23 protein-coding genes are annotated in these 21,614 nt (G+C 66.4%); 7 read left to right on the top strand and 16 right to left on the bottom strand.

Annotated elements, in window-relative coordinates; all coding sequences use genetic code 11:
* Window positions 1–5 precede the first annotated feature (5 nt).
* Window positions 6–842: a S1 RNA-binding domain-containing protein gene (locus SD196_RS09145; protein WP_275607904.1), complete on the bottom strand. Its 837-nt coding sequence runs from the start codon at window positions 840–842 to the stop codon at window positions 6–8.
* A gap of 153 nt (window positions 843–995) precedes the next feature.
* Window positions 996–2,768, bottom strand: a complete 1,773-nt coding sequence (locus SD196_RS09140; protein WP_343577901.1) for an ABC transporter ATP-binding protein/permease — start codon at window positions 2,766–2,768, stop codon at window positions 996–998.
* 152 nt (window positions 2,769–2,920) lie between these two features.
* On the opposite strand from SD196_RS09140, the gene SD196_RS09135 reads away from it, so the two are divergent.
* Together SD196_RS09135 and SD196_RS09130 are read left to right on the top strand one after the other, a co-directional pair.
* Entirely contained in the window at window positions 2,921–3,121 is a 201-nt protein-coding gene (locus SD196_RS09135; RefSeq protein ID WP_370601097.1) for a hypothetical protein, read from the top strand.
* A gap of 153 nt (window positions 3,122–3,274) precedes the next feature.
* Window positions 3,275–4,375, top strand: a complete 1,101-nt coding sequence (locus tag SD196_RS09130; RefSeq protein WP_343577902.1) for an AI-2E family transporter — start codon at window positions 3,275–3,277, stop codon at window positions 4,373–4,375.
* 17 nt (window positions 4,376–4,392) lie between these two features.
* On the opposite strand, the gene SD196_RS09125 is transcribed toward SD196_RS09130, so the two are convergent.
* Complete coding sequence (locus tag SD196_RS09125; protein WP_275607908.1) at window positions 4,393–5,016, bottom strand: hypothetical protein; 624 nt, start codon at window positions 5,014–5,016, stop codon at window positions 4,393–4,395.
* Between the two features lie 103 nt (window positions 5,017–5,119).
* Here SD196_RS09125 and SD196_RS09120 point away from each other — a divergent pair, with 103 nt between their 5' ends.
* Together SD196_RS09120 and SD196_RS09115 are read left to right on the top strand one after the other, a co-directional pair.
* Window positions 5,120–5,806: an RNA pseudouridine synthase gene (locus SD196_RS09120; RefSeq protein ID WP_331317303.1), complete on the top strand. Its 687-nt coding sequence runs from the start codon at window positions 5,120–5,122 to the stop codon at window positions 5,804–5,806.
* 195 nt (window positions 5,807–6,001) lie between these two features.
* Window positions 6,002–6,232 carry a hypothetical protein gene (locus SD196_RS09115; RefSeq protein WP_275607910.1) on the top strand — a complete coding sequence of 77 codons (231 nt, stop codon included), beginning with the start codon at window positions 6,002–6,004 and terminating at the stop codon, window positions 6,230–6,232.
* Between the two features lie 45 nt (window positions 6,233–6,277).
* Here the strand turns inward: SD196_RS09115 and SD196_RS09110 are convergent, their stop codons facing one another.
* A complete protein-coding gene (locus SD196_RS09110) occupies window positions 6,278–8,092 on the bottom strand; it encodes a monovalent cation:proton antiporter-2 (CPA2) family protein (RefSeq protein ID WP_416311285.1) in 1,815 nt (604 codons plus the stop codon).
* A gap of 74 nt (window positions 8,093–8,166) precedes the next feature.
* Entirely contained in the window at window positions 8,167–8,895 is a 729-nt protein-coding gene (locus SD196_RS09105) for a biotin/lipoate A/B protein ligase family protein (protein ID WP_416311284.1), read from the bottom strand.
* A gap of 219 nt (window positions 8,896–9,114) precedes the next feature.
* On the opposite strand from SD196_RS09105, the gene SD196_RS09100 reads away from it, so the two are divergent.
* Window positions 9,115–10,317 (top strand): GGDEF domain-containing protein, encoded by a 1,203-nt coding sequence (locus SD196_RS09100; protein WP_275607913.1) that lies wholly within the window; start codon window positions 9,115–9,117, stop codon window positions 10,315–10,317.
* Window positions 10,318–11,433: 1,116 nt separating this feature from the next.
* Here the strand turns inward: SD196_RS09100 and SD196_RS09095 are convergent.
* The 10 genes from SD196_RS09095 to ccmA all read right to left on the bottom strand — a co-directional run bounded on the left by SD196_RS09095 (window position 11,434) and on the right by ccmA (window position 18,858).
* A complete protein-coding gene (locus tag SD196_RS09095) occupies window positions 11,434–11,850 on the bottom strand; it encodes a hypothetical protein (protein ID WP_331317296.1) in 417 nt (138 codons plus the stop codon).
* Window positions 11,851–11,873: 23 nt separating this feature from the next.
* Window positions 11,874–13,085 carry a c-type cytochrome biogenesis protein CcmI gene (ccmI, locus tag SD196_RS09090; protein WP_416311283.1) on the bottom strand — a complete coding sequence of 404 codons (1,212 nt, stop codon included), beginning with the start codon at window positions 13,083–13,085 and terminating at the stop codon, window positions 11,874–11,876.
* Window positions 13,082–13,552, bottom strand: a complete 471-nt coding sequence (locus SD196_RS09085) for a cytochrome c-type biogenesis protein (protein ID WP_371234366.1) — start codon at window positions 13,550–13,552, stop codon at window positions 13,082–13,084. Before SD196_RS09085 ends, ccmI begins: the two co-directional genes overlap by 4 nt.
* On the bottom strand, window positions 13,549–14,091 hold the full coding sequence (gene dsbE, locus SD196_RS09080; RefSeq protein ID WP_331317289.1) for a thiol:disulfide interchange protein DsbE: 543 nt from the start codon (window positions 14,089–14,091) through the stop codon (window positions 13,549–13,551). The genes SD196_RS09085 and dsbE overlap by 4 nt, the downstream gene beginning before the upstream one ends.
* A gap of 2 nt (window positions 14,092–14,093) precedes the next feature.
* The gene (locus SD196_RS09075; protein ID WP_275607919.1) at window positions 14,094–16,067 is read right to left on the bottom strand and encodes a heme lyase CcmF/NrfE family subunit; all 1,974 of its coding nucleotides are present in this window, start codon (window positions 16,065–16,067) and stop codon (window positions 14,094–14,096) included.
* Between the two features lie 2 nt (window positions 16,068–16,069).
* On the bottom strand, window positions 16,070–16,552 hold the full coding sequence (gene ccmE, locus SD196_RS09070; protein WP_275607920.1) for a cytochrome c maturation protein CcmE: 483 nt from the start codon (window positions 16,550–16,552) through the stop codon (window positions 16,070–16,072).
* On the bottom strand, window positions 16,549–16,725 hold the full coding sequence (gene ccmD, locus SD196_RS09065; RefSeq protein WP_275607921.1) for a heme exporter protein CcmD: 177 nt from the start codon (window positions 16,723–16,725) through the stop codon (window positions 16,549–16,551). The genes ccmE and ccmD overlap by 4 nt, the downstream gene beginning before the upstream one ends.
* On the bottom strand, window positions 16,722–17,468 hold the full coding sequence (locus SD196_RS09060) for a heme ABC transporter permease (protein ID WP_275607922.1): 747 nt from the start codon (window positions 17,466–17,468) through the stop codon (window positions 16,722–16,724). Before SD196_RS09060 ends, ccmD begins: the two co-directional genes overlap by 4 nt.
* A gap of 65 nt (window positions 17,469–17,533) precedes the next feature.
* A complete protein-coding gene (ccmB, locus tag SD196_RS09055) occupies window positions 17,534–18,205 on the bottom strand; it encodes a heme exporter protein CcmB (protein ID WP_207888060.1) in 672 nt (223 codons plus the stop codon).
* Window positions 18,202–18,858, bottom strand: coding sequence for a cytochrome c biogenesis heme-transporting ATPase CcmA (gene ccmA / locus SD196_RS09050; protein WP_416311282.1), 657 nt, complete (start codon window positions 18,856–18,858; stop codon window positions 18,202–18,204). The genes ccmB and ccmA overlap by 4 nt, the downstream gene beginning before the upstream one ends.
* 248 nt (window positions 18,859–19,106) lie before the next feature.
* On the opposite strand from ccmA, the gene SD196_RS09045 reads away from it, so the two are divergent.
* Window positions 19,107–20,696, top strand: a complete 1,590-nt coding sequence (locus SD196_RS09045; RefSeq protein ID WP_331317281.1) for a flagellar hook-length control protein FliK — start codon at window positions 19,107–19,109, stop codon at window positions 20,694–20,696.
* Window positions 20,693–21,028 (top strand): EscU/YscU/HrcU family type III secretion system export apparatus switch protein, encoded by a 336-nt coding sequence (locus tag SD196_RS09040; protein WP_275607925.1) that lies wholly within the window; start codon window positions 20,693–20,695, stop codon window positions 21,026–21,028. Before SD196_RS09045 ends, SD196_RS09040 begins: the two co-directional genes overlap by 4 nt.
* Before the next feature lie 6 nt (window positions 21,029–21,034).
* On the opposite strand, the gene SD196_RS09035 is transcribed toward SD196_RS09040, so the two are convergent.
* Window positions 21,035–21,520, bottom strand: a complete 486-nt coding sequence (locus tag SD196_RS09035; protein WP_275607926.1) for a hypothetical protein — start codon at window positions 21,518–21,520, stop codon at window positions 21,035–21,037.
* Window positions 21,521–21,614 lie beyond the last annotated feature (94 nt).

Genomic DNA, 21,614 nt, shown 5'->3' with positions numbered 1-21,614 from the left:
ATCGTTCAAACCAACTCGATGCCGTCGTCGAGGATGGTGATCAGCCCCTGTTTGTACAGGCCGCCGATGGCCTTCTTGAAGTTGCCCTTGCTGACGCCAAACTGCTGCGCGATCAGCTCCGGCGGGCTCTTGTCGCTGAGGGCGAGTTTGCCGCCGGCCTCGCGCAGAGCCTGGAGTATCTGCTCGCTCAGCGCGTCGGAAAGCCCCGCGCCGGCCGGCTGCAGGCTCAGGCTGATCTTGCCGTCTGCGCGCATTTCCTTGATGTAGCCGGTCTCGCGCAGGCCGTTACGCATGAACTTGAAGACTTCGTTCTTGTGGATCAGGCCCCAGTGCTTGCCGTCGATGATGGCCTTGTAGCCCAGGTCGGTGCGTTCCACGACGAGCAGGTCCACCTGCTGGCCAGCCTTGTAGCGGGCCGGGGTGTTGTCCAGGTAGCGGTCCAGGCGCGCGGTGGCGGTGATGCGGCGGGTGCGCTCGTCGAGGTAGACGTAGACCACGCAGTAGTCACCGACCTGCAGCGGGCGCTTCTCTTCCGAGTGCGGCAGCAGCAGGTCCTTGGGCAGGCCCCAGTCGAGGAACAGGCCGACGCGGTTGACCTCCACCACCTTGAGGCTGGCGAAGCCGCCGACCTGCACCTTGGGCTTCTGGGTGGTGGCGATCAGGCGGTCTTCGCTGTCCAGGTAGATGAACACGTTGAGCCAGTCGCCCACTTCGGTGGGTTCGTTCTTCGGCACGTAACGCTTGGGCAGCAGGATTTCGCCGTGGCTCTCCCCATCCAGGTAGAGACCGAAATCGGTGTGCTTGGCCACCTGCAACGAATTGAACCGACCTATGACTGCCATGACGCTTACCTCGTGAACGGGGCGGGCATTCTACGCGCAATGGCGCCAGGATGCGCCTTCAGCCGCCGAACGCCGCAGGATTGTAGGAGCGAGCTTGCTCGCGAACTCACACCGGCGGCTCCGGTATCAGACGGTTCGCGAGCAAGCTCGCGCCTACAGGTTCTGTTCCGCCTGACCGAACTGTAGCTCGGCCAGCCGCGCATACAGCGGGCTGCTGGTCACCAACTCGGCGTGCCGCCCCAGCGCCACCAGCCGGCCATGGTCGATCACCGCGATACGATCGGCGTTCAGCACCGTGGCCAGCCGGTGCGCGATCACCAGTGTGGTGCGGCCGCTCATCAGCCCCGGCAGGGCTTGCTGGATCAGGTGTTCGCTTTCCGCGTCGAGCGCGCTGGTGGCTTCGTCCAGCAGCAGGATCGGCGCGTCCACCAGCAGCGCGCGGGCGATCGCCAGGCGCTGGCGCTGGCCGCCGGAAAGCCCCTGGCCGCTCTCCCCCAGGTGGGTTTGGTAGCCCTGCGGCAAACGCAGGATGAATTCGTGTGCGTGGGCCGCGCGGGCGGCGGCTTCGACGTCAGCGTCGGAGGCATCGGGCCGACCGTAGCGGATGTTCTCCTCCACGCTGCCAAAGAACAGCGCCGGGTTCTGCGACACCAGGGCATAGTTGCGACGCAAGTCGGCTGGGTCGAGCTGTGCGATGGGCTGGCCGTCGATGCGGATGCAGCCTTGCTGCGGATCGTAGAAGCGCAGCAACAGGTCGAACAGCGTGGACTTGCCGGCGCCGGAGGGCCCGACCAGCGCCAGGGTTTCCCCCGCCTCGACGCGCAGGTCGATGCCGTCGATGGCCCACTGCTCCGGGCGCGACGGATAGGCGAAGCGCACCCCTTCCAGCGAGAGGCTGCCGCTGACTCGCTGCGGCAGTTGCAGCACATCGCTGGCTGGCCTGTGGATATCGCTGCGCGCCCGCAGCAGCTCGGCGATACGCTCGGCCGCACCCGCGGCACGCTGCAGCTCGCCGATCACCTCGCTCAAGGTGCCGAAGGCCATGCCGACGATCAGGCTGTAGAACACGAAGGCCGCCAGCTCGCCGGCGGTGATCCGCCCGGCGATCACATCCATGCCGCCGACCCAGAGCATCACGCCCACCGCGCCCAGCACCAGCAGGATCACCACGCTGACCAGCCAGGAGCGTTGCATGATGCGCCGCCGCGCGGTATCGAAAGCCTGCTCGACGGTGGCGCCGAAGCGCTGGCGATCCTGCGCCTGGTGGTTGTAGGCCTGCACCGTCTTGATCTGCCCGAGTGTCTCGCCGACGTAGCTGCCGACATCCGCGACGCGGTCCTGGCTCAGCCGCGACAGGCTGCGCACGCGGCGGCCGAACAGCAGTATCGGCGCGATCACCAGGGGCAGCGCGGCAACCACGATGCTGGTCAGCTTGGCGTTGGTGATGAACATCAGCGCCACGCCGCCGATCAGCATCAGCGTGTTGCGCAGAGCCATCGACAGCGACGAGCCGATCACCGTCTGCAGCAGCGTGGTATCGGCGGTCAGGCGCGACTGGATTTCCGAGGCGCGGTTGTTCTCGTAGAAGCCCGGATGCAGCTCGATCAGGTGGTCGAACACCCGCCGGCGGATGTCGGCGACGAAGCGCTCGCCGATCCACGACACCAGGTAGAAACGCACGAAAGTGCCCACCGCGAGCCCCGCCACCAGGACGAAGAAGACCCCGATGGCCCGATTGAGCAGCGGCTCGGACTGGGTGACGAAGCCCTGGTCCACCAGCATGCGGATACCCTGGCCCAGCGACAGGGTGATCGCGGCGGTGAACAGCAGGGCGACCAGCGCCCCCAGGGCGCGCCAGCGATACGGGGCGAGGAACGAGCGGGCCAGGCGCAGGGCGTTGCGCTGGCGGGACGACAGCAGGGGCATGGACGACTCGATGCGCACATCAGGGCCCACGAGCGTAGCACCCTGGACGCCGCCCAGGCGACGATCGGCGCGGCTTGGAACCATTCATGCCATTAGCGCCCCGAAGGATGCTCATTTCGTGTACAATGGCCGGCCAATTTGCGAAGACAGGTATGGCAGACATGACCTCCAAGCCCTCCACCCGCCAGAAAGCCGCTCCCAAGGCCCCCGCAGCGACCGCCACCAGCGAGTCCCTGGACGCCCAGATTGCCGCCTTCCTGAAGTCCGGCGGCGAGATCCAGCAGATCGCCAAGGGCGTCACCGGTCAGAACTACGGCGCACCGAGCCGCCACATCAGCCTCGGCAAGAAGTAACCCCCTTTCGGCAAGCCTGCCGGTCCCCGGCAGGCTGCCCGTTTCCCCACGCAATTCCCGCCATCTTTTATTGCCTCCACACCTTGCTCTCGGGCAGAGTCCGCCACTAGTCAGGACCTGGCCACCCCGGCCACCGATGCAAGGAGCCCCTCGATGTTACCCCCGCCCCCGGAAAAGCTGCTGTCCCGCAATTTGCTGGATGTGCTCATCCGCGCCGGTCTGATTCTGCTGCTGGCCCTCTTCTGCTTCAGGATCTTCCACCCCTTCCTCGACCTGATGCTGTGGTCGGTGATCCTCGCCATCACCCTCTACCCGCTGCACCAGATGTGCAGCCGCGCCCTGGGCGAACGGCCGAACAGCGCGGCGACGCTGATCGTGCTGCTGGGCCTGGTGATCCTGCTGGTGCCGGTGGTGGTGATCGGACTGTCCATGGCCGAGTCCGTACGCGACCTGGTGCAGGCGATCCAGAACCGCACCCTGCAGATTCCGCTGCCACCGGACTCGGTACAGAACTGGCCAGTGATCGGGCAGTACGTCTTTCGCTTCTGGCATCGCGTGGCCACCGACTTCATGGGCGTGGCGCACCAACTGGCCCCGCATCTGCAAGGCGTGGCGAAGAAGATCGCCGGCCAGGCGGCGGGCGTCGGCATGGGGCTGATGCAGTTCCTCGCCGCCTTCGTCATCGCCGGCGTGATCATGGCCTACGGCGCGCTGGGTAGCCGCACTGCCTGCGACATCGCCATCCGTATCTCCGGCCCGGAGCGCGGCCCCGGCCTTGCCGAGTTGTGCACCGGAACCATCCGCGCGGTGGCCCAGGGCGTGGTGGGCGTGGCGTTCATCCAGACCATGATCCTCGGCCTCGGCTTCATCGTCATGGGCATCCCCGGCGCCGGCCTGCTGTCCCTGGGCGTACTGCTGCTGGGCATCACCCAGTTGCCGGTCGTGCTGATCACCCTGCCGGCGATCATCTACGTGTTCATGACCGGTGATTCGCTGCTGGTGAGCATCCTGTTCACCGTGTGGACTGTCATCGGCGGCCTCAGCGACAACGTGCTCAAGCCGCTGTTGTTCGGCCGCGGCGCCAAGGTGCCGATGGCCGTGATCCTCATCGGCGCCCTGGGCGGCATGCTCAGCAACGGCATCATCGGCCTGTTCGTCGGCCCGGTGGTCCTGGCCCTGGGCTACGAACTGTTCATGTCCTGGGTGCGCGAGCGCGAAACGCTGGCCGAGCCGCCCGCCAACCCGACACCCTGAAGCGCCCTCGCCGGTCCTCAGGGCAGCGCGACCATTTCCTTCAGCGTCACCGCCCAGGTGCCTTTCGGATTGAGGTAGCGGTAGCCGAACCGCGAGCCGTTGGCGCGGGCCGTCAGCACCGCGTTCCAGGCCAGGCCGCGCTGCAGGTCATGGGCCGGATCGAGGAGGAAGAACGCCTCCTCGCTCATGCCCACCGCCAGCCCCCAGTGGCGGATGTCGCTGTCCTTGCGGCCGTGGAAGCCCAGCACCACCGGGACGTTCGCCTCCAGGTAACGGCGGGTCAGCTCGACCATGCGCCGACCGCTGCCCCTTACGACTTGGAACTCCTTGTCGCTGATCACCTTGAGCAGCTCCAACAGATCGTCGCCGGTGGTGCCGACGCGGATCAGCGTCTCGCGCTGCTCCAGTGCCTGCATCAGACGCCCGTAGCGCGTGCGCGAATCCACCGGCGCCAGCCCCTTGGCCTGGCGCCGGCCCAGCTGGTTGCGCGCCAGCATCGCCATCACCAGGCAATAGGGGCCGCAGGCGCCGTCCATGTCGCCCTGGCGCAGGTGCACCTTGTCGCCGCGTTTGTTGATCAGGCCGCCACTGCCGCGCTCGTCCACATCCCAGTGCAGCCCGTCGATCAGGGTTATCCGCATCGTTCCGTCCCCGTCCGTTTGTAGGTCTGACCGGCAGGAGTACGGATCACTCCGATGGCTTGCGGTTACAATGGAGCCCCTTTTCCTGCCGCGGTCTTCCGTCATGTCCGAACCCATCCGCCTGTCCAAGCGCCTCGCCGAGCTGCTGCCCTGCTCGCGCCGCGAAGCCGAGCTGTACATCGAAGGCGGCTGGGTGACGGTGGATGGCGTGACGGTGGAAGAGCCGCAGTTCAAGGTCGATGCCGAGCACGTCGCACTACTGCCCGGCGCCCTGCCCGAGCCCCTGCCGCCAGTCACCCTGCTGCTGCACAAGCCCGCCGGCTACAGCGTCGAAGATGCGGTGGCGCTGCTGCGGGAAGAGCAACGCTGGAGCGAAGATCCCTCGTCGCAACGCCTGTTGCGCAAGCACTTCCGCCAGCAACGCCCGACCACCCCGCTGGAGGACGGCGCCAGTGGACTGCTGGTGTTCACCCAGAATTTCGGCGTCATTCGCAAACTGGTGGACGATGCCGCGCGGGTCGAGCATGAGTATGTGATCGAGGTCAGCGGCGAGCTGGATGCCCATGGCCTGAAGCAGATGGTCCAGGGTCTTCCGCTGAAGGCCAGCTGGCAGAGCGAGAAGCGCCTGCGCATCGCCGGCAAGCAAGTGCGCCCGGGGCTGATCGGCAAGCTGTGCCGGGAAGCCGGGCTGCGCGTCGAAGCGATCCGCCGAATCCGCCTGGGCGGCGTGGCCATGGCCAAGCTGCCGGTCGGCCACTGGCGCTACCTGCAGCCGGGCGAACGCTTCTAAGGGACGCTCCGGGCTCCCCGTGCAACGTGGGGAGCCGCTCTGGTACGCAGTTTTGCGCTGCTATCGATGGCATCGATAGTGAACAGCAGGCGCTTTCAGTTCTCTTCGCCGGGCCCAGGCGGCATCTTCACCCCATCAGCTCGCAGGAACCCGAAACCCGCGACATTCGCCCACGGCTCTAACGAGGATTGGATCATGCAAATCGTACTGGACTTCCTGCTGCTGGTTGGCTCCCTGGTGGAGCTGCTGCTCTACGTCGTCCTGGCCAGCGTGATCCTGGCCACCGTCGTGCTGGCCAGCGTGGTCGCGGTGCTGACCCTGCGTTCGCCGGGCCAACCGATCACCATTCCCGAACGTCGCCGGCCGCAGGTCCGCAAGCCGCGCCCGGCCCTCGTGCAACAACCGGCGCTGGCGAAGGCGGCCTGAGGCCGCCCCAACCACAAAGCCTGTCGGACGCAGTCGCGCCCCGCTTCAGGAATGGCCGATACCCTGGTCTTCCAGGTGGTCCGCCTCGAACAACGTCTCCAACTCCTTGCGCGCCTCGCGGGCGGTCTGGATCACCGCCTTCTCGTCGTCGTACACACGGTACTGGGCCATCAGCACCGCTTCGTCGTGGCGCTTGAAGCGGCGGATACGCGCCGCGACCTGCTCCTCGCTCAGCCCAAGTCCGGTCAGCAGCAGGCGGCTCATTTCCAGGCTGGAGTGGAAGGTCTCGCGCACCGGGTTGGCATCGGCATCGAGCAGGTGGTAGACGTGCTGGCGGTTGCGCGCGCGGCCGATGATCTTCATGTGCGGATAGAGCTTGCGCACCAGCCGTGCGGTCTCGATGTTGGTCTGCGGATCGTCGGTGGCGACCACGAAGAACTCGGCCTTTTCCACCTGGGCGGCGCGGAGGATTTCCGGGCGCAGCGGGTCGCCATAGAAGATCGGGATGTTGCCGTAGCTGCGGGTCAGCTCGATGGTGTCCACCGAGGTGTCCAGCGCGACGAAGGGCACGCCCTGGGCGCGCATGATACGGGCGACCACCTGGCCCATCCGGCCCATGCCGGCAATCACCACGCGGGGTGCATCGTCGGGCAGCTGGCGGTATTCCGGCGGCGGCTCGCGCAGGACGGCCGGCTTGGGCTTGATGTTGCGCGCCAGGGCCAGCACCAGCAGCGGTGTCATCGCCATCGACAGGGTGATGCCCAGCACCAGCAGCGCATGCAGGTCGGCATCCATCAGGCCCTGGGCCCGCGCCAGCTTGAACACCACGAAGGCGAACTCGCCGCCGGCCCCCAGCAGCACGCCCAGGCGTAGAGCCGAGACCTTGTCCAGGCCACCGGCAAGTCGGCCGATGAGGAACAGCAGCGGCAGCTTGATGCCCACCAGCAGCAGAGTCAGGCCGATCACCCGCAGCGGCTCGCTCTGGAACAGGCTGAGGTCGGCGCTCATGCCGACGCTGATGAAGAACAGCCCCAGCAGCAGCCCCTTGAATGGCTCGATCTGCGCTTCCAGCTCGTGACGGTATTCCGAGTCCGCCAGCAGCAGGCCGGCGAGGAACGCGCCCAGGCCCATGGAGACACCCGCCTCTTCCATCAGCCAGGCGGTGCCCACCACCACCAGCAGCGCGGTGGCGGTGGACAGGTCGGCCTGGCCGGTACGCGCCACCGAGCGGAACACCGGACGCAGCAGGAAGCGCCCGCCGATCACCACCACGGCGATGCTGCCGACCACTTCCATGACGTGAGCCAGATCGCCGCCGGCCGCCGCCGAATCGGCGCGCGCACCCAGCAGTGGGATCATGGCAATCAGCGGGATGGCCGCGATGTCCTGGAACAGCAGGATGGCGAAGGCCAGACGGCCATAGGGACTGTTCAGCTCCTTGCGCTCGGCGAGGATCTGCAGGCCGAAAGCGGTGGACGACAGGGCCAGGCCGCCACCGATCACCACCGCGGCGTTCGCCGGCAGATCGAACGCCAGCACACCAAGGCTGCCCAGCGCCAGCGCGGTGAGCAGCACCTGGGCCAGGCCCACGCCGAACACCTGCTTGCGCATCACCCACAGGCGCTTGGGCGAAAGCTCAAGACCGATGATGAACAGCAGCAGCACCACGCCCAGCTCGGATAGGCTGGCGACGCTTTCCGGGTTGTCGATCAACCCCAGCAGCGAAGGGCCGATGAACACGCCGGCCAACAGGTAGCCGAGCACCGCCCCCAGTTGCATGCGCTTGGCCAGCGGCACCATGAATACCGCAGCGAGCAGGAAGACCACTGCCGACTGCAGGTAATTCGTCCCATGTTCCATGTATCAAGACTCCTTGAAAGGAGTGGGGCTAAACGAAGCTCCACCCACGTCGTTCAAATCCGGCAGCTTTCGATTCAAGTACCTTCGAATCCGGCATCGAGGGCCACGCCCTCGGCCAGCAGGTGGCGCTGGAACTGCCCGGCCAACGCTTCCACCTGGCCCCACGGCTGTGCGTGACGCTCGTCCAGCGCCACATGGCTGGTGGCGCGGCAGCGCGCGTCAAGCCCGCAGTCCTGGTAGAAGGCGTTCACCACCTCGACCATCGGCTCGCGCTGGTTTTCCATCAGGATCGCGCCGTGGGCTAGCACCACGTAACGGCCGTCGCTGGGGCGACGGCGCCAGCGCTGGGCTGTGCCGACCAATTTTCGCCCCGTCAGGTTGACGTTGTAGCGGCCATCGCAGAAGGCCCCTTCCACCTCGCCCAGCCCCGGGTCCAGGCCAAGCGCGGCCAGCCAGTCACAGAGCGGCTGGCACAGGCGCTGATAGGCGGTTTCGATGCGCGTCTGCTCGTTGTCCGTCGGCGGAATCGCGTAGACCAGGGCGACGTTGAGCACGGCGGGCGATTGCGGCACGGGCTCACCGCCGGTGTCACGCAGTGCAATCGGCCAGCCCAGGCCGGCACAGGTCTGTTCCGCCGTGCTGAAACCGTCCAGCCGGCTGAGCCGGCGTGGCATCACCAGCGCCTGCTGGAGCGGGCGCCAGAACAGCAGTCCACTGTCCCGGCGGCCATGGAAGGCATCGTCCAGCAGGGCCCGCTCGGTATCCAGGCCCTCTTCCACCGGCAGGCATTGCACTCTGTTCATGACCGATTCCTTCAGCATCCAGGGGGGCGGACTATGCCCGCAGCAGGCGAATCCGACAATGATCAGAGACGGGTAGTTGCGGCCATAGCGACTTTTCGAAGGTAGCGTCAGTGTGCGGCAGTGAACAACCCGAGCACTTCTTCTCCCCCTTGCCACGACAGTGCCATCACCGCTGTCTATGCTCCAACTGCCCGAATGGGCCAGGGAGGGGCAGTAATCGTGTCCAGGACATGGCTCCAGCAGTTGCAGCACTCCATCGCCGTCAATAACGCGATGGCGTTGCCGGTTGCCCGGGAAAACCTGCGACGGCTGTATTTCGCCTCGGCGTTCGCCGTGGCTTTCGATCTCATCCACATCCTGGTGTTCTGGCTCAACCTGCAGGGCTCAAGTCCGGAGCACGACGGCTGGCGCCTGGACATCATCCGCATCCACGCCACCATCGCCATCCTGTTCAGCGCCCTGGGCCTGCTCGCCTGGCTCGCCTCGCGCCCCCAGCGCAATGCGCCGCTGTGGTACATGAAACTCCTGAGCCTGCTGGCCGCCACCGTCCTGCTCGGCTTCGGCATCGCCATCACCGGCGCGGACCAGCAGGTCACCAGCAGCATCACCCCCTTCCTGATGAGTTCCGTGGGCGCAGCCCTGATCATCCTGATGCGTCCGCGCCATGCCATCACCCTCTACATCCTCGCGCTCAGCGCCTTCGAAGTGACGATGATGCTGACCCAGGCAACTCCGGAGCTGCGCCTGTCCAACCAGATGGGTGGACTGACCATCTGCGGCATCGGCCTGATCCTGTCGCTGATCCTCTGGCATGGCCACGTACGCAACCTGCGCCAGCGCCAGTTCCTTCGCCAGCAGCGGCAGGAGCTGGAAGAAAAGAACCGCCAGCTGGAATACCTCGCCGGCCATGATCCGCTGACCGGGCTGTTCAACCGACGGCAGTTCGACCAGTTGGTGACCATGGAGCTGTCACGGGTATCCCGGCAGCCGGCGCCGGTCAGCCTGCTGATGGTGGACCTGGATCATTTCAAGTTCATCAATGACCGCTATGGCCACCCGCTGGGCGACGAAGTGATCCGCCATGCCGCCAACCTGCTGCGCAACTACACCCGCAGCGGCGACAGCGTGGCGCGGCTGGGCGGGGAGGAGTTCCTGCTGCTGTTGCCCGACACGGGCCAGTCGCAGGCCCGCAGCATCGCCGAGAAGGTCCGCAAGCTGCTGGAGGAAACCCCGTTGCCGATGAAGGACGGCCTGCTCTACCTGACCGCCAGCTTCGGCATCGCCAGCCTGGAGGCTGGTATACCTGGCACCTATGAGCTGCTCTATGCTGCCGCGGACAAGGCGCTGTACCGGGCCAAGGCCAGCGGGCGCAATCGAGTGGAGTTGATCGAGGTGGGGGCGCAGATGGGGACGTTTGATTGAGGGCTGGGTAGCGTTACATCCACCGCCTCTTCCCCAGACATGATGCTTTTGTCCGCGATGCTTTTGCTTGGGTGTCCAGCGCCGCTTCGGTGTGTGCTGGGAGATTTTGTTTCGCCCCCTCGGGCGAGTCACTTTCTCAAACGACAGAAAGTAACCAAAGGTCTTGCCCCATCATCCGGCCCCGGCTTCGCCGGGGTTCCCTCGCTCCATCGAAGTTTCAGGGGCGCGCGTCGACGGGCCATCCATGGCCCAACGACGCTCTCGCGACATCCATGTCGCTCAACCCCTGAAACTCCGATTCCACTCGGCCTCCTGAAGGGGCGCTCCGGCGTGTGCGGATGTTTCTCTGGAAACCGCTTTTCGTAGGAGCGGACCTTGTCCGCGAAAGCCATCGCGGCGAAATCCGCGCTGACAGGACAGCACCCGGGTTTGTCGCCAACCTGTAGGCTCGCGAACCACGGCTGATCGCGGCCGGAGTTCGCTCCTACGCATGCGCGATACGCAGGCAATTCCCTGTTGAATCGGATTCATCCGCGATGGCTTTCGCGGACAAGGTCCGCTCCTACAGGAGTCACGTGTATCCGTCCGCGATGCTCTTGTGGGGCGAATAACGCGCAGCATTATCCGCCGTGATGGGTTTCGCTTCGCTCTACGCCATCCTACGAAGAACACCCACAGTCCCTGGCGCACGCAGAGTCCCATCAGGAGGCCGAGTGGAGGTATTGCGCAGAGGGGCGAGCGGCATGGATGCCGCGAGAGGCGTAGAGAGCCAGGGATGGCCCTCTACGCCGACTCTCGGAGCAATGCCGGAAGGAGGGAAACGGAGCGCAGCGAAGTAACAGCCGAAGGCTGGCCCGAAGGGTGAGCGAAGCGAATCAGTCCCGCGAAGCGGGACCCGGATGCAGGGGCAAGACCTTTGCCTCCTTTGGGTTGTTTGCCAAAGGAGGTCGCCCGAGGGGGCGAAACAAGAAACATCCGAGCACGTCGAAGCGACGCTGGACACCGAAAAAAGCAAGAGCATCGCGGACAAAGTCCGCGCCTACGAAAACCGTGTAGGAACGGAGCCTGTCCGCAATTCCGATGAGGGCGGCAGCAGATAGGATTATGTAGGAGACCTTACGGCGCGCTGTACTTGCGCGTCAGCCCCGGCGGCACGCCGGTGCTGTCGGTCTCGGTCCAGGGCCCTTGCGGCCCGACGCTCCAGTACCAGCCGTTATCCCAGTGGTAGTAGGTGCGCTGGCGGTAATAGGTGTCTTTCTGCCCCTGCATCACATAGACGCCCAGGCTGGCATCCCAGCGGCCCTTGCCGCCGGGGGGCGGGGCGAACTGGGGCGGGCGCTTGGAGGTAGACTGCTGCTTGCTCGGCTGCGGGGTGATCGGCGAGGAAGACGACTTGACCGGCGGCTTGGTGGTCGTGGTACCCGGCTGCGTTGGTGCCGTTGTCGGCCCCGATGGCTGCTCCGGCTGCGGCGGTTGCACCACGCAGCCACCCAGTACCAGCAAGGCGCTCAGCGCCAGCAATCTAACCTTCATCACCCTACCCTCTTCTATCTGTTTCAGCGCTGGTCCGGGCTGTCGATGGTCACTGCCTGCTCGCCAGCCTGGGCAGTAGACAACGCTTCACTGCGTCCGATCCACTCCCCGGCCGTCGCATTGCCAGCACGGGAAATCCGCGCCACCAACTGCACCTGCGGGAAGGCCGAGAGCTTGAGCTGCGGCATCATCGCATCGGCGTCGCTGAGCGCCACTTCGCTGGGCAGGTCGGAGACCTTCAGGCGCTTCACCGCCAACGGCATCGGCGGACCGCTTACCGCGCGGGCGAAGACGAACACGCTATCGTCCGGCTTGACCTGGCCCTTCACGGCGGCGCTCAGGTCGACCTTCACCTTCAACGTCACGCCGGCGGTGGCCGGGGCGGCAGGTGCGGCGGGTGGCGTCTCGCCCTTCTCGACCATGCGCTGGCGGGCACGTTCGATGCCTCCGGCGATGGCTTCGCGGGACGGATCATCGGCCGGTAGTATCGCGACCAGGCGGCCCCAGTAATCGACGGCATCGGCGAACTTCTCGTCCTCGAAGGCGGCGATGCCGAGCAGGCCGAGGGTGGTGACTTCCTGCGGGTCCTTCTTCAGCGCTTCGTCCGCCAGTGCGCGCACTTCCGGGCTCAGCAACTTGTTACCGGCGAAGTACAGCGCCTGTGCCCACTGGCCAAGGACTTCCGGCTGGCGACCGGAAAGGCGCGCAGCCTGCTCGAAGGCCTTGGCGGCATCGGCGGCGCGGTTCTGGGTCATGTAGGTGCGGCCGAGGAAGTACCAGCCTTCGGCGGAGTCCGGCTGGGCCTGCACCGCGCGCTCCAGACGGGCGGTCATTTCTTCCATGGAGTGCGGCGCGGTGGCGAACTCGCGGGCCAGGGCCACCTTGTCGCTGGCGCCCCAGTGCAGGTACAGGCCCAGCGCGAGGAACGGCAGGACCAGCACCACCAGCAGCGGCGCGGCGCGGCCGAGACGGCTGCGGCGGTCCTCGGAGGCACCTTCGGTATCGGCCAGCAGCTCGCGGGCAGCCTCGGCGCGGCCGGCTTCGAGCTGGGCATCGTCGAGGGTGCCGGCATCACGCTGGGCGGTCAGTTCGGCCAGGCGCTCCTGGTACAGGACGACGTTGAGGGCGGTGCGGTCTTCCTCGGCCTGGGCGCGACGGCCACGCAGCAGAGGGATCAGCAGGAATGCCAGGGCCACCAGCAACAGCAGGCCAGCGGCGAGCCAGAAGTCGATCATTTGTCTTGGTTATCCAGCAATTGGTCGAGACGCGCCTGCTCCTCGGCGGACAGCGTGGTGGAGGTGGCGGCGGCCGGGCGGCGGCGACGGGCGACGATGACGCCGATCACCCCCACACCCAGCAGCAGAAAGGCCGCCGGGCCGAACCAGAGCAGCCAGGTGCGCTCGCTGACTTCAGGCTTGTAGCGCACGAACTCGCCGTAGCGGTCGACCATGTACTCGACGATCTGCTGGTTGCTCTTGCCCTGCTGAAGCTGGGCGTAGATCTGCTTGCGCAGGTCAGCGGCGATCGGCGCGTTGGAGTCGGCGATGTCCTGGTTCTGGCACTTGGGGCAGCGCAGCTCGGTGGTCAGGTCGCGGAAGCGCTGGCGCTCGGCGTCGTTGGCGAACTCGTAGGTATCGATGGCCGCCTGGGCGATGCCGGTAAGGGCAAGGCCGAGCGCGGCGGCGGCGAGAAGACGTTTCATTTGCCCTGCGCCTCGTCCACCAGCCCCTGGTAGATCGGCGCCAGCTGTTCGCGCCAGACCTTCTCGTCGACGGCACCGACCAGCTTGTGCCGGATGATGCCGTCCTTGTCGATGATGTAGGTCTCCGGCGCGCCGTATACGCCCAGGTCGACGCCCAGGGTGCCGGTGGCATCGGCGATGTTCAGCAGGTAGGGGTTGTGCAGTTCGTTCAGCCACTTCTGCGCGGCGACGGCATCGTCCTTGTAGTTGATGCCATAGATCACCACACCCTTGGCGGCCAGATCGGTCAGCACAGGGTGCTCGAAGCGGCAGGTCGGGCACCAGGTGCCCCAGACGTTGACCAGCGCCGGCTTGCCCTTGAGGTCAGCCTCGGTGTAGGTCTTGCCCGGTTCGGTGACGCTGGGCAGGGAGAACGCCGGGAACGGCTTGCCGATCAGCGCCGACGGAAGCTCGCTGGGGTCCAGCCACAGGCCACGGAAGAGGAATACCGCGACGACCAGGAAGATCGCCAGGGGCAACAGCAGGATCGCACGCTTCACACTCAGGCTCCCTGTCCGGCGAGGCCCAGGGCCTCGCGTACACGCGTTTTCACTTTCAGGCGATAGCGACGATCCAGCGCCGCCAGCACGCCGCCCAGGGCCATCAGCAGGCCGCCCAGCCAGATGAAGCGCACGAACGGCTTGATGTGCACCCGAACCGCCCAGGCGCCGTTGTCCAGCGGCTCACCCAGAGCAACGTAGAGGTCGCGGGTCAGGCTGCCGTGGATGCCGGCCTCGGTCATCATCGAGTTCTGCACGCTGTACAGGCGTTTTTCCGGGTGCAGCGTGGCGACTTCCGAGCCGTCGCGGGTCACGACGATGGTGCCCTTGTCGGAAGTGAAGTTCGGGCCTTCGAAGTGGTGAGTGCCCTCGAAGCGGAACTGGTAGCCAGCCAGCTCCACCGACTCGCCCGGCGCCATGCGCAGGTCGCGCTGGGCGCTGAACTGGCTGGTGAGCACCACACCGATGGCGCAGACGGCGATGCCGAGGTGCGCCAGTTGCATACCCCAGTAGCTGCGGTTCAGGCCCGCGGCACCGGCGATCACGCCCTTGTGGCGGACCTTGTCGAAGAAGTCGCGCACACCGGCCAGCACCACCCAGGCGGCCAGCATGAACACCGTCAGCACTTCCCAGTGCAGCTCGCCGTACAGGAAGCTACCGGCGGCGCCGAGCACCACGGTACCGATCAGGACGGGAGTGAGCATGTTGCGCAGCCAGCGGGTCGGGGTGTCCTTCCAGCGCACCAGCACGCCGACCGCCAGGGCCAGCATGAGGATGGCGATCAGCGGCACGAACAGCGCGTTGAAGTACGGCGGGCCGACCGACAGCTTGGCGCCGCTGATGGCATCGAGCACCAGCGGATAGAGGGTGCCCAGCAGGATCATCGAGGCGGTCACCACCAGCACCAGGTTGTTCAGCAGCAGCAGGGTCTCGCGGGACCACAGGGCGAAGCCGACCTGGCTCTTGACCACCGGCGCGCGCAGGGCGAACAGGGTCAGCGAGCCGCCGACCACCACCAGCAGGAAGGCCAGGATGAACACGCCACGCTCGGGGTCGGAGGCGAAGGCATGCACCGAAGTCAGTACGCCCGAGCGGACCAGGAAGGTGCCCAGCAGGCTAAGCGAGAAGGCCGCGATGGCCAGCAGCACTGTCCAGCTCTTGAACACGCCGCGCTTCTCGGTCACCGCCAGCGAATGGATCAGCGCGGTGCCCACCAGCCAGGGCATGAAGGAGGCGTTTTCCACCGGGTCCCAGAACCACCAGCCGCCCCAGCCCAGCTCGTAGTACGCCCACCAGGAGCCGAGCACGATGCCAATGCCGAGGAAGGTCCAGGCCACCAGGGTCCAGGGCCGCGACCAGCGCGCCCAGGCTGCGTCGAGGCGGCCGCCGAGCAAGGCGGCGATGGCGAAGGCGAAGGCCACCGAGAAGCCCACGTAGCCCATGTAGAGCATCGGCGGGTGAATGATCAGGCCGGGGTCCTGCAGCAACGGGTTGAGGTCGTTGCCGTCCGCCGGCATCTGCGGCAGCAGGCGGCTGAAGGGGTTGGAGGTGATGATCAGGAACAGCAGGAAGCCGGTGCTGATCATCCCCATCACCGCCAGCACGCGGGCCAGCATCACTTCCGGCAGCTGGCGGGAGAAGATCGACACGGCGAAGGTCCAGCCGCCGAGGATCAGCGCCCAGAGCAGCAGCGAGCCTTCGTGGGCCCCCCACACGGCGCTGAACTTGTAGAACCACGGCAGCGCGCTGTTGGAGTTGCTGGCGACGTAGGCCACCGAGAAATCATCGTGGAGGAACGCCCAGGCCAGGCAGCCGAAGGAGAACGCCAGGAAGGCGAACTGCCCCCAGGCGGCCGGGCGCGCCAGGCTCATCCACTGGCGGTCGCCGCGCCAGGCGCCGACCAGCGGGAAGAAGGACATCACCAGCGCCATGCACAGCGCCAGGATCAGCGAGAGGTGACCGAGTTCGGGAACCATGTTCAGTTGCTCCCCTGCGCGGCGCCGCTACCGGCCTGGCTGGCCTCGTAGTGTTCCAGCTTGCCGCTGTCCTTGAGCGCCTTGGTGACTTCCGGCGGCATGTATTTCTCGTCGTGCTTGGCCAGCACTTCATCGGCGGTCAGCACGCCATTGGCGTCGATCTTGCCCAGGGCGACGATGCCCTGCCCTTCGCGGAACAGGTCCGGAAGGATGCCGCGGTACTTCACCGTGACTTCCTTGGCGAAGTCGGTGACCACGAATTCCACGTCCAGCGAGTCCGCCGAGCGCTTGAGCGAGCCCTTCTCCACCATGCCGCCAGCGCGGATGCGGGTGTCGTGCGGCGCCTCACCGTTGGCGATCTGGGTCGGGGTGTAGAACAGGTTGATGTTCTGCTGCAGGGCCGACAGCGCGAGGCTGACGGCCACGCCCACGCCGGCGACGATGGCGAGGACGATGTACAGGCGCTTCTTGCGAACCGGATTCACTTGTTGGCCTCCCGGCGCAGACGACGCGCCTCTTCTTGCAGGTAACGACGGCGCGCCAGCATGGGCGAGGCGACATTGATCGCCAGCACCGCCAGGCTGATGGCGTAAGCCGACCACACATAGGGGCCATGGTGGCCCATGGCGAGGAAATCACCGAAGGACTGGAAACTCATAGCGCGCGCTCCACCTCAGCCTTGACCCAGCTCGCGCGGGCTTCGCGCTTGAGCACTTCCAGGCGCATGCGCATCAGCAGCACCACGGCGAAGAAGCAGTAGAACCCGGCGACCATCAGCAGCAGCGGAATCCACATCTCCGGCGGCATCGGCGGCTTCTCGGTGAGGGTGAAGGTCGCTGGCTGGTGCAGAGTGTTCCACCAGTCCACCGAGTACTTGATGATCGGGATGTTCACCACGCCGACGATGGCCAGCACTGCGCAGGCCTTGGCCGCGCTGTCGCGGTTGGTGATCGCCTGGCCGAGGGCGATGACGCCGAAATAGAGAAACAGCAGGATCAGCATCGAGGTCAGGCGCGCGTCCCACACCCACCAGGCACCCCAGGTCGGCTTGCCCCAGATGGCGCCGGTGACCAGCGCGACGAAGGTCATCCAGGCGCCGATGGGCGCGGCGCACTGCACGGCGACGTCGGCGATCTTCATCTTCCAGATCAGGCCAATGGCGCCGGCCACCGCCAGCATGACGTAGCAGGACTGGGCGAGGAACGCCGCCGGCACGTGGATATAGATGATGCGGAAGCTGTTGCCCTGCTGGTAATCCGGCGGCGCGAAGGCCAGGCCCCAGACGATGCCGACGCTCATCAACAGGATCGCGGCGACGGCGAACCAGGGCATCCAGCGTCCGCTGATCTCGTAGAACCACTTGGGCGACCCAAGCTTGTGAAACCAAGTCCAGTTCATCATCAGGCTCTGTAATTCAAAGCTCTCGTCTGCCGCCGGTCCTGCTTCCCAGGCCGGCGATCGTTCGTTCACTCGCCGACGCTGATCTTCAGCCCGGCGGCGATGGCAAAGGGCGTCAGCGTCAATGCTAACGCCGTCAGGCTGGCCAGCCACAACAGGTGCCCGGCGGTTGGCAGGCCTTGCAGGGAGGCCTGCAGCGCGCCGCTACCGAGGATCAACACCGGTATGTACAGCGGCAGGATCAGCAGCGCCAGCAGCAGGCCGCCGCGCTTGAGTCCCACCGTCAGCGCCGCGCCCACCGCACCCAGCAGGCTCAAAACCGGGGTGCCCAGGAGCAGCGACAACAGCAGGTCGGGCAGGCAGCGCGCCGGCAGCCCCAGCATGAGGGCGAACAGCGGCGACAGCAGCACCAGCGCCAGCCCGGAAATCAGCCAGTGTGCCAGCACCTTGGCCAGTACCAGAAGTGGCAAGGGGTGCGGCGAAAGGACCCACTGCTCCAGCGAACCATCCTCGAAATCGCTGCGGAACAGGCCGTCCAGCGACAGCAGCACCGCCAGCAGCGCAGCGACCCAGACCAGGCCCGGCGAGAGATTCTTGAGCATCTCCGATTCGGGGCCGACCGCCAATGGGAACAGCGCAATGACGATGGCAAAGAAGACCAAAGGATTAGCCAACTCCGCCGGACGGCGGAACAGCAGGCGGGTCTCGCGGGCCAGCAGCAGGGTGAAGACGTTGCTCATCGCGCCGCGACCTCCCGTGCGTGCTGGCCAAGATCGAGCGCCCGGTAGCCGGCGGGCATGCGTTCCAGGGTGTGGTGGGTGGTCAGCACCACCAGACCACCGTGCTCGCAGTGGCCGGCCAAGTGTTCTTCCAGCTGCGCCACGCCCTGCTTGTCGAGGGCGGTGAAGGGCTCGTCGAGAATCCACAGCGGCGGCGCGTCCAGGTACAGGCGCGCCAGGGCCACACGGCGCTGCTGGCCAGCGGACAGGGTGTGGCAGGGAACATCCTCGAAGCCCCGCAGGCCGACGGCGGCCAGGGCCTCCCAGATGGCATCGTGGCTGGCCGGTTGGTGCAGGGCGCAGAGCCAGGCAAGGTTCTCTTCGGCGGTCAGCAGGCCCTTGATGCCGGCGGCGTGGCCGATCCACAGCAGCAGACGGGCCAGTTCGCCGCGCTGCTCGCCCAGCGGCTTGCCGTTGAGCAGCACCTCGCCGGCGGTGGGCTGCATCAGCCCGCTGAGCAGCCGCAGCAGGCTGGTCTTGCCGCTGCCGTTGGGGCCGACGATCTGTAGCATCTCGCCTGCGCCCAGTCGCAAATCGAGACGCTCGAACAGCATGCGCCAGTCCCGCTCGCAGGCGAGCGCCACGGTTTCGAGAAGTGGATGGGTCAAGGGCATCGGCAACCGTCGGGCAGAAAACAGTCAGTAGTGCAAAAAAGCGGCCATACCGCTCCGGGCCGCCAAGCGCGCCACGGGCGGCGCATTATACACAGGCGTTCCTACGCCAGACGTCAGGTTTTTCGACAGGGTGTAACGTCAAAACAGCGCACCCGGCGCTCGCCTGGCCGCCGGACGGTCTAAAGTGCCCGCAACACGCGCCGATACACTGGGCGTCAACCCGTCCCGCATGCCCAGCCAGGTTCCCGATGCCGAGCGAAATTGGCGCCTCCCGCCCGCTCCCGCCCACACCACCCTCACGCAGTGCCCCTAGCTCTGCGGAACTGACCCTCAAGCTCGCCCAGAGCCTGGGCGACCTGCTGCCGCCGGGCGAAAAGGCCCAGGCCGAGGTGGTCGCGGTACGCGACACCCAGGTCAGCTTCCAGCTCCTGCTGCGCCTGACGCTGGCCAGCGGGCAGCAGACCCTGGTCAGTGCGGAAAGCCCGCAGGCCCTGCCCCAGGGCAGCACGCTGCAATTGTCGGCGCTGTCGCAGACCAACCTCGCCGCCACCCTGCTGACCCAGGCCACGGCGAACCAGGCCATGACCGGCCAGGCGCCGCTGGAAAGCCTGGACCTCGACCTGCTGCCGGTGGGCACGCTGTTGCAAGGCAAGGTCGAAGCCAGCCAGTTGATCGCCCAGGGCAAGGCGGACCAGGTCATCTACAAGGTGCTGGTCAGCCTGTTGAACACGCCGTTGGCGGGACGCCAGCTCAGTCTTGAATCCCCGCATCCGCTGCCGTTGGGCAGCCTGCTCAGCGCGCGGGTACAGGACCAGCAGGCCCTGCAGTTCCTGCCGCTGACCAGCCGCCTGGATCAGCTCGACCTCAGCCGACAACTGGCCAGCCAGCAGACCCGGCAAGGTTCGCTGGAAGGCTTGTTCCATGCCCTCCAGGGCGCCGGACGCGGCCAATCGCTCAGCCCCGAGCTGCGCCAGGCGGTGGACAAGTTGCTCAGCGCCCTCCCCGACGCCCACCAGCTTGGCAGCGCCAAGGGCGTGGCCCAGGCCATCCAGCAGAGCGGCGTCTTCCTCGAAGCCCAGTTGCTGCGCGGCGCCGAAGGCCTGCCGCAGGACCTCAAGGCCAACCTGCTGCGCCTAATCGCCCAACTGTTGCCGGCGCAGAACGGCACCGCCGCCTCGGTGCTGGGGAATCTTTCGGGCAACGCCCTGGCCGGTGCCAGCAATCTGGCGCAATCGCTGCCGGCCTTCGTGCGCAACGCCCTCGGCGTGCTCGGCCAGACCGGTGGACGCACGCCGCCCGCCGTCAGCTTCCCGCTGCCCAGCCGCCTGGCGCGCCAGCTGGAAGAGGACGGCGACCTGGAATCCCTGCTCAAGCTGGCCGCCGCCGCCGTAGCGCGCCTGCAAACCCATCAGCTGTCCAGCCTGTCGCAGAACGAAGTGCTGCCCGACGGCACCCTGCTCAACACCTGGCAGATGGAAATCCCCCTGCGCCAGCAACAGCAACTGGTACCGCTGCAGGTGCGCATCCAGCAGGAAGAACGGCAGGCCAGCGAGCGCGAGCAGCAGCGTGACACGCTCTGGCGCGTGGAACTGGCCTTCGACCTCGATCCGCTCGGCCCGCTGCAGGTTCAGGCCACCCTCGCCCACGGCAGCATCGCCAGCCAGCTGTGGGCCGAACACGCCAGCACCGCCAGCCTGATCGATCGAGAACTGGGCACTCTGCGCCAGCGCCTGAACGACGCCGGCCTCACGGTTGGCGAACTGTCCTGCAGCCAGGGCAAGCCGCCCCAGGGCAAGCGCACCGCCGTGGAACAACGCTGGGTGGATGAAACCGCATGAGCAAATCGAAGAAAGCCCCCCGCCAGGTCATCGCCCTCAACTACGACGGACAGACAGCCCCGACCCTCACCGCCAAGGGAGATGACGAGCTGGCCGAAACCATCCTCGCCATCGCCCGCCACCATGAAGTGCCGATCTACGAGAACGCCGACCTGGTGCGCCTGCTGGCGCGGCTGGAGCTGGGCGAGGCGATTCCCGAGGCGCTCTATCGCACCATCGCCGAGATCATCGCCTTCGCCTGGTACCTCAAGGGCAAGAGCCCGCTCAATGGAGCCGCGCCTGTGGGTGATGCTACCCCGCTGCTGGAAGGGCCCGACAGCTGGGCCGATTGAGTCCGCTCAGCGGCGACCAGCGCTGCGACGCGCCTCGGCCGGCGCCTGGTAATCGCGGATTTCGCCCACGGACGAGCGAATCGGCTGCTCGTCCTCGCTGTGGTAGAGCACCATGCTGCTGGTAACTTCGCGCAGTTGCGCCAGTGACAGCGGCTTGTCCAGCACCTGCAGCAACGGCACACGATTGCGCCATGCCCACTGGTACAACCCGCTCTTCTGCTCAGGGCTGTAGCTCCCGACCAGGACGAACTGGCGGAAGGCGTTGCCCTGGCCAAGCGACTTCAGGCTCATCAGCTCACTGGCGCCGGGCACGAAGTCATCGTGGATGAACAGGCTGTAGCGTTGCTGGCTGGACAGTGCCTTGCGCACCTCATCCAGGTCCTGGCACAGGCTCAGGTGATAGAACTCCAGGCGATTGAGCAGCACGCTGTAGTCCAGCAGGCGGCCCGGATGAGAACAAAGCACCATGGCCCGTCGCGAAATGGCGGCCATATCGGTGGCCCTCTCGGAAGTTTCGACGGGACCAATCTAACGGCGTTCTGACAACTTTCTTATCAGACAAGTCCGAAAAGCGCGTAACAAATGG

The organism is Pseudomonas macauensis (assembly GCF_047902425.1).
GTDB lineage: Bacteria > Pseudomonadota > Gammaproteobacteria > Pseudomonadales > Pseudomonadaceae > Pseudomonas.
The sequence above is the reverse complement of the archived record's forward strand: the minus strand, read 5'-3'. Positions and strand labels throughout refer to the sequence as shown.

Coding starts and splice junctions, on each gene's coding strand:
- SD196_RS09035 (WP_275607926.1), bottom strand. CDS start 21,520: ATGGCCGCCATTTCGCGACGGGCCATGGTGCTTTGTTCTCATCCGGGC.
- ccmA (WP_416311282.1), bottom strand. CDS start 18,858: ATGCCCTTGACCCATCCACTTCTCGAAACCGTGGCGCTCGCCTGCGAG.
- ccmD (WP_275607921.1), bottom strand. CDS start 16,725: ATGAGTTTCCAGTCCTTCGGTGATTTCCTCGCCATGGGCCACCATGGC.
- SD196_RS09145 (WP_275607904.1), bottom strand. CDS start 842: ATGGCAGTCATAGGTCGGTTCAATTCGTTGCAGGTGGCCAAGCACACC.
- SD196_RS09060 (WP_275607922.1), bottom strand. CDS start 17,468: ATGATGAACTGGACTTGGTTTCACAAGCTTGGGTCGCCCAAGTGGTTC.
- SD196_RS09140 (WP_343577901.1), bottom strand. CDS start 2,768: ATGCCCCTGCTGTCGTCCCGCCAGCGCAACGCCCTGCGCCTGGCCCGC.
- ccmB (WP_207888060.1), bottom strand. CDS start 18,205: ATGAGCAACGTCTTCACCCTGCTGCTGGCCCGCGAGACCCGCCTGCTG.
- SD196_RS09040 (WP_275607925.1), top strand. CDS start 20,693: ATGAGCAAATCGAAGAAAGCCCCCCGCCAGGTCATCGCCCTCAACTAC.
- SD196_RS09130 (WP_343577902.1), top strand. CDS start 3,275: ATGTTACCCCCGCCCCCGGAAAAGCTGCTGTCCCGCAATTTGCTGGAT.
- SD196_RS09075 (WP_275607919.1), bottom strand. CDS start 16,067: ATGGTTCCCGAACTCGGTCACCTCTCGCTGATCCTGGCGCTGTGCATG.
- SD196_RS09045 (WP_331317281.1), top strand. CDS start 19,107: ATGCCGAGCGAAATTGGCGCCTCCCGCCCGCTCCCGCCCACACCACCC.
- SD196_RS09095 (WP_331317296.1), bottom strand. CDS start 11,850: ATGAAGGTTAGATTGCTGGCGCTGAGCGCCTTGCTGGTACTGGGTGGC.
- ccmI (WP_416311283.1), bottom strand. CDS start 13,085: ATGATCGACTTCTGGCTCGCCGCTGGCCTGCTGTTGCTGGTGGCCCTG.
- SD196_RS09125 (WP_275607908.1), bottom strand. CDS start 5,016: ATGCGGATAACCCTGATCGACGGGCTGCACTGGGATGTGGACGAGCGC.
- SD196_RS09120 (WP_331317303.1), top strand. CDS start 5,120: ATGTCCGAACCCATCCGCCTGTCCAAGCGCCTCGCCGAGCTGCTGCCC.
- SD196_RS09110 (WP_416311285.1), bottom strand. CDS start 8,092: ATGGAACATGGGACGAATTACCTGCAGTCGGCAGTGGTCTTCCTGCTC.
- SD196_RS09105 (WP_416311284.1), bottom strand. CDS start 8,895: ATGAACAGAGTGCAATGCCTGCCGGTGGAAGAGGGCCTGGATACCGAG.
- SD196_RS09115 (WP_275607910.1), top strand. CDS start 6,002: ATGCAAATCGTACTGGACTTCCTGCTGCTGGTTGGCTCCCTGGTGGAG.
- SD196_RS09135 (WP_370601097.1), top strand. CDS start 2,921: ATGGCAGACATGACCTCCAAGCCCTCCACCCGCCAGAAAGCCGCTCCC.
- SD196_RS09085 (WP_371234366.1), bottom strand. CDS start 13,552: ATGAAACGTCTTCTCGCCGCCGCCGCGCTCGGCCTTGCCCTTACCGGC.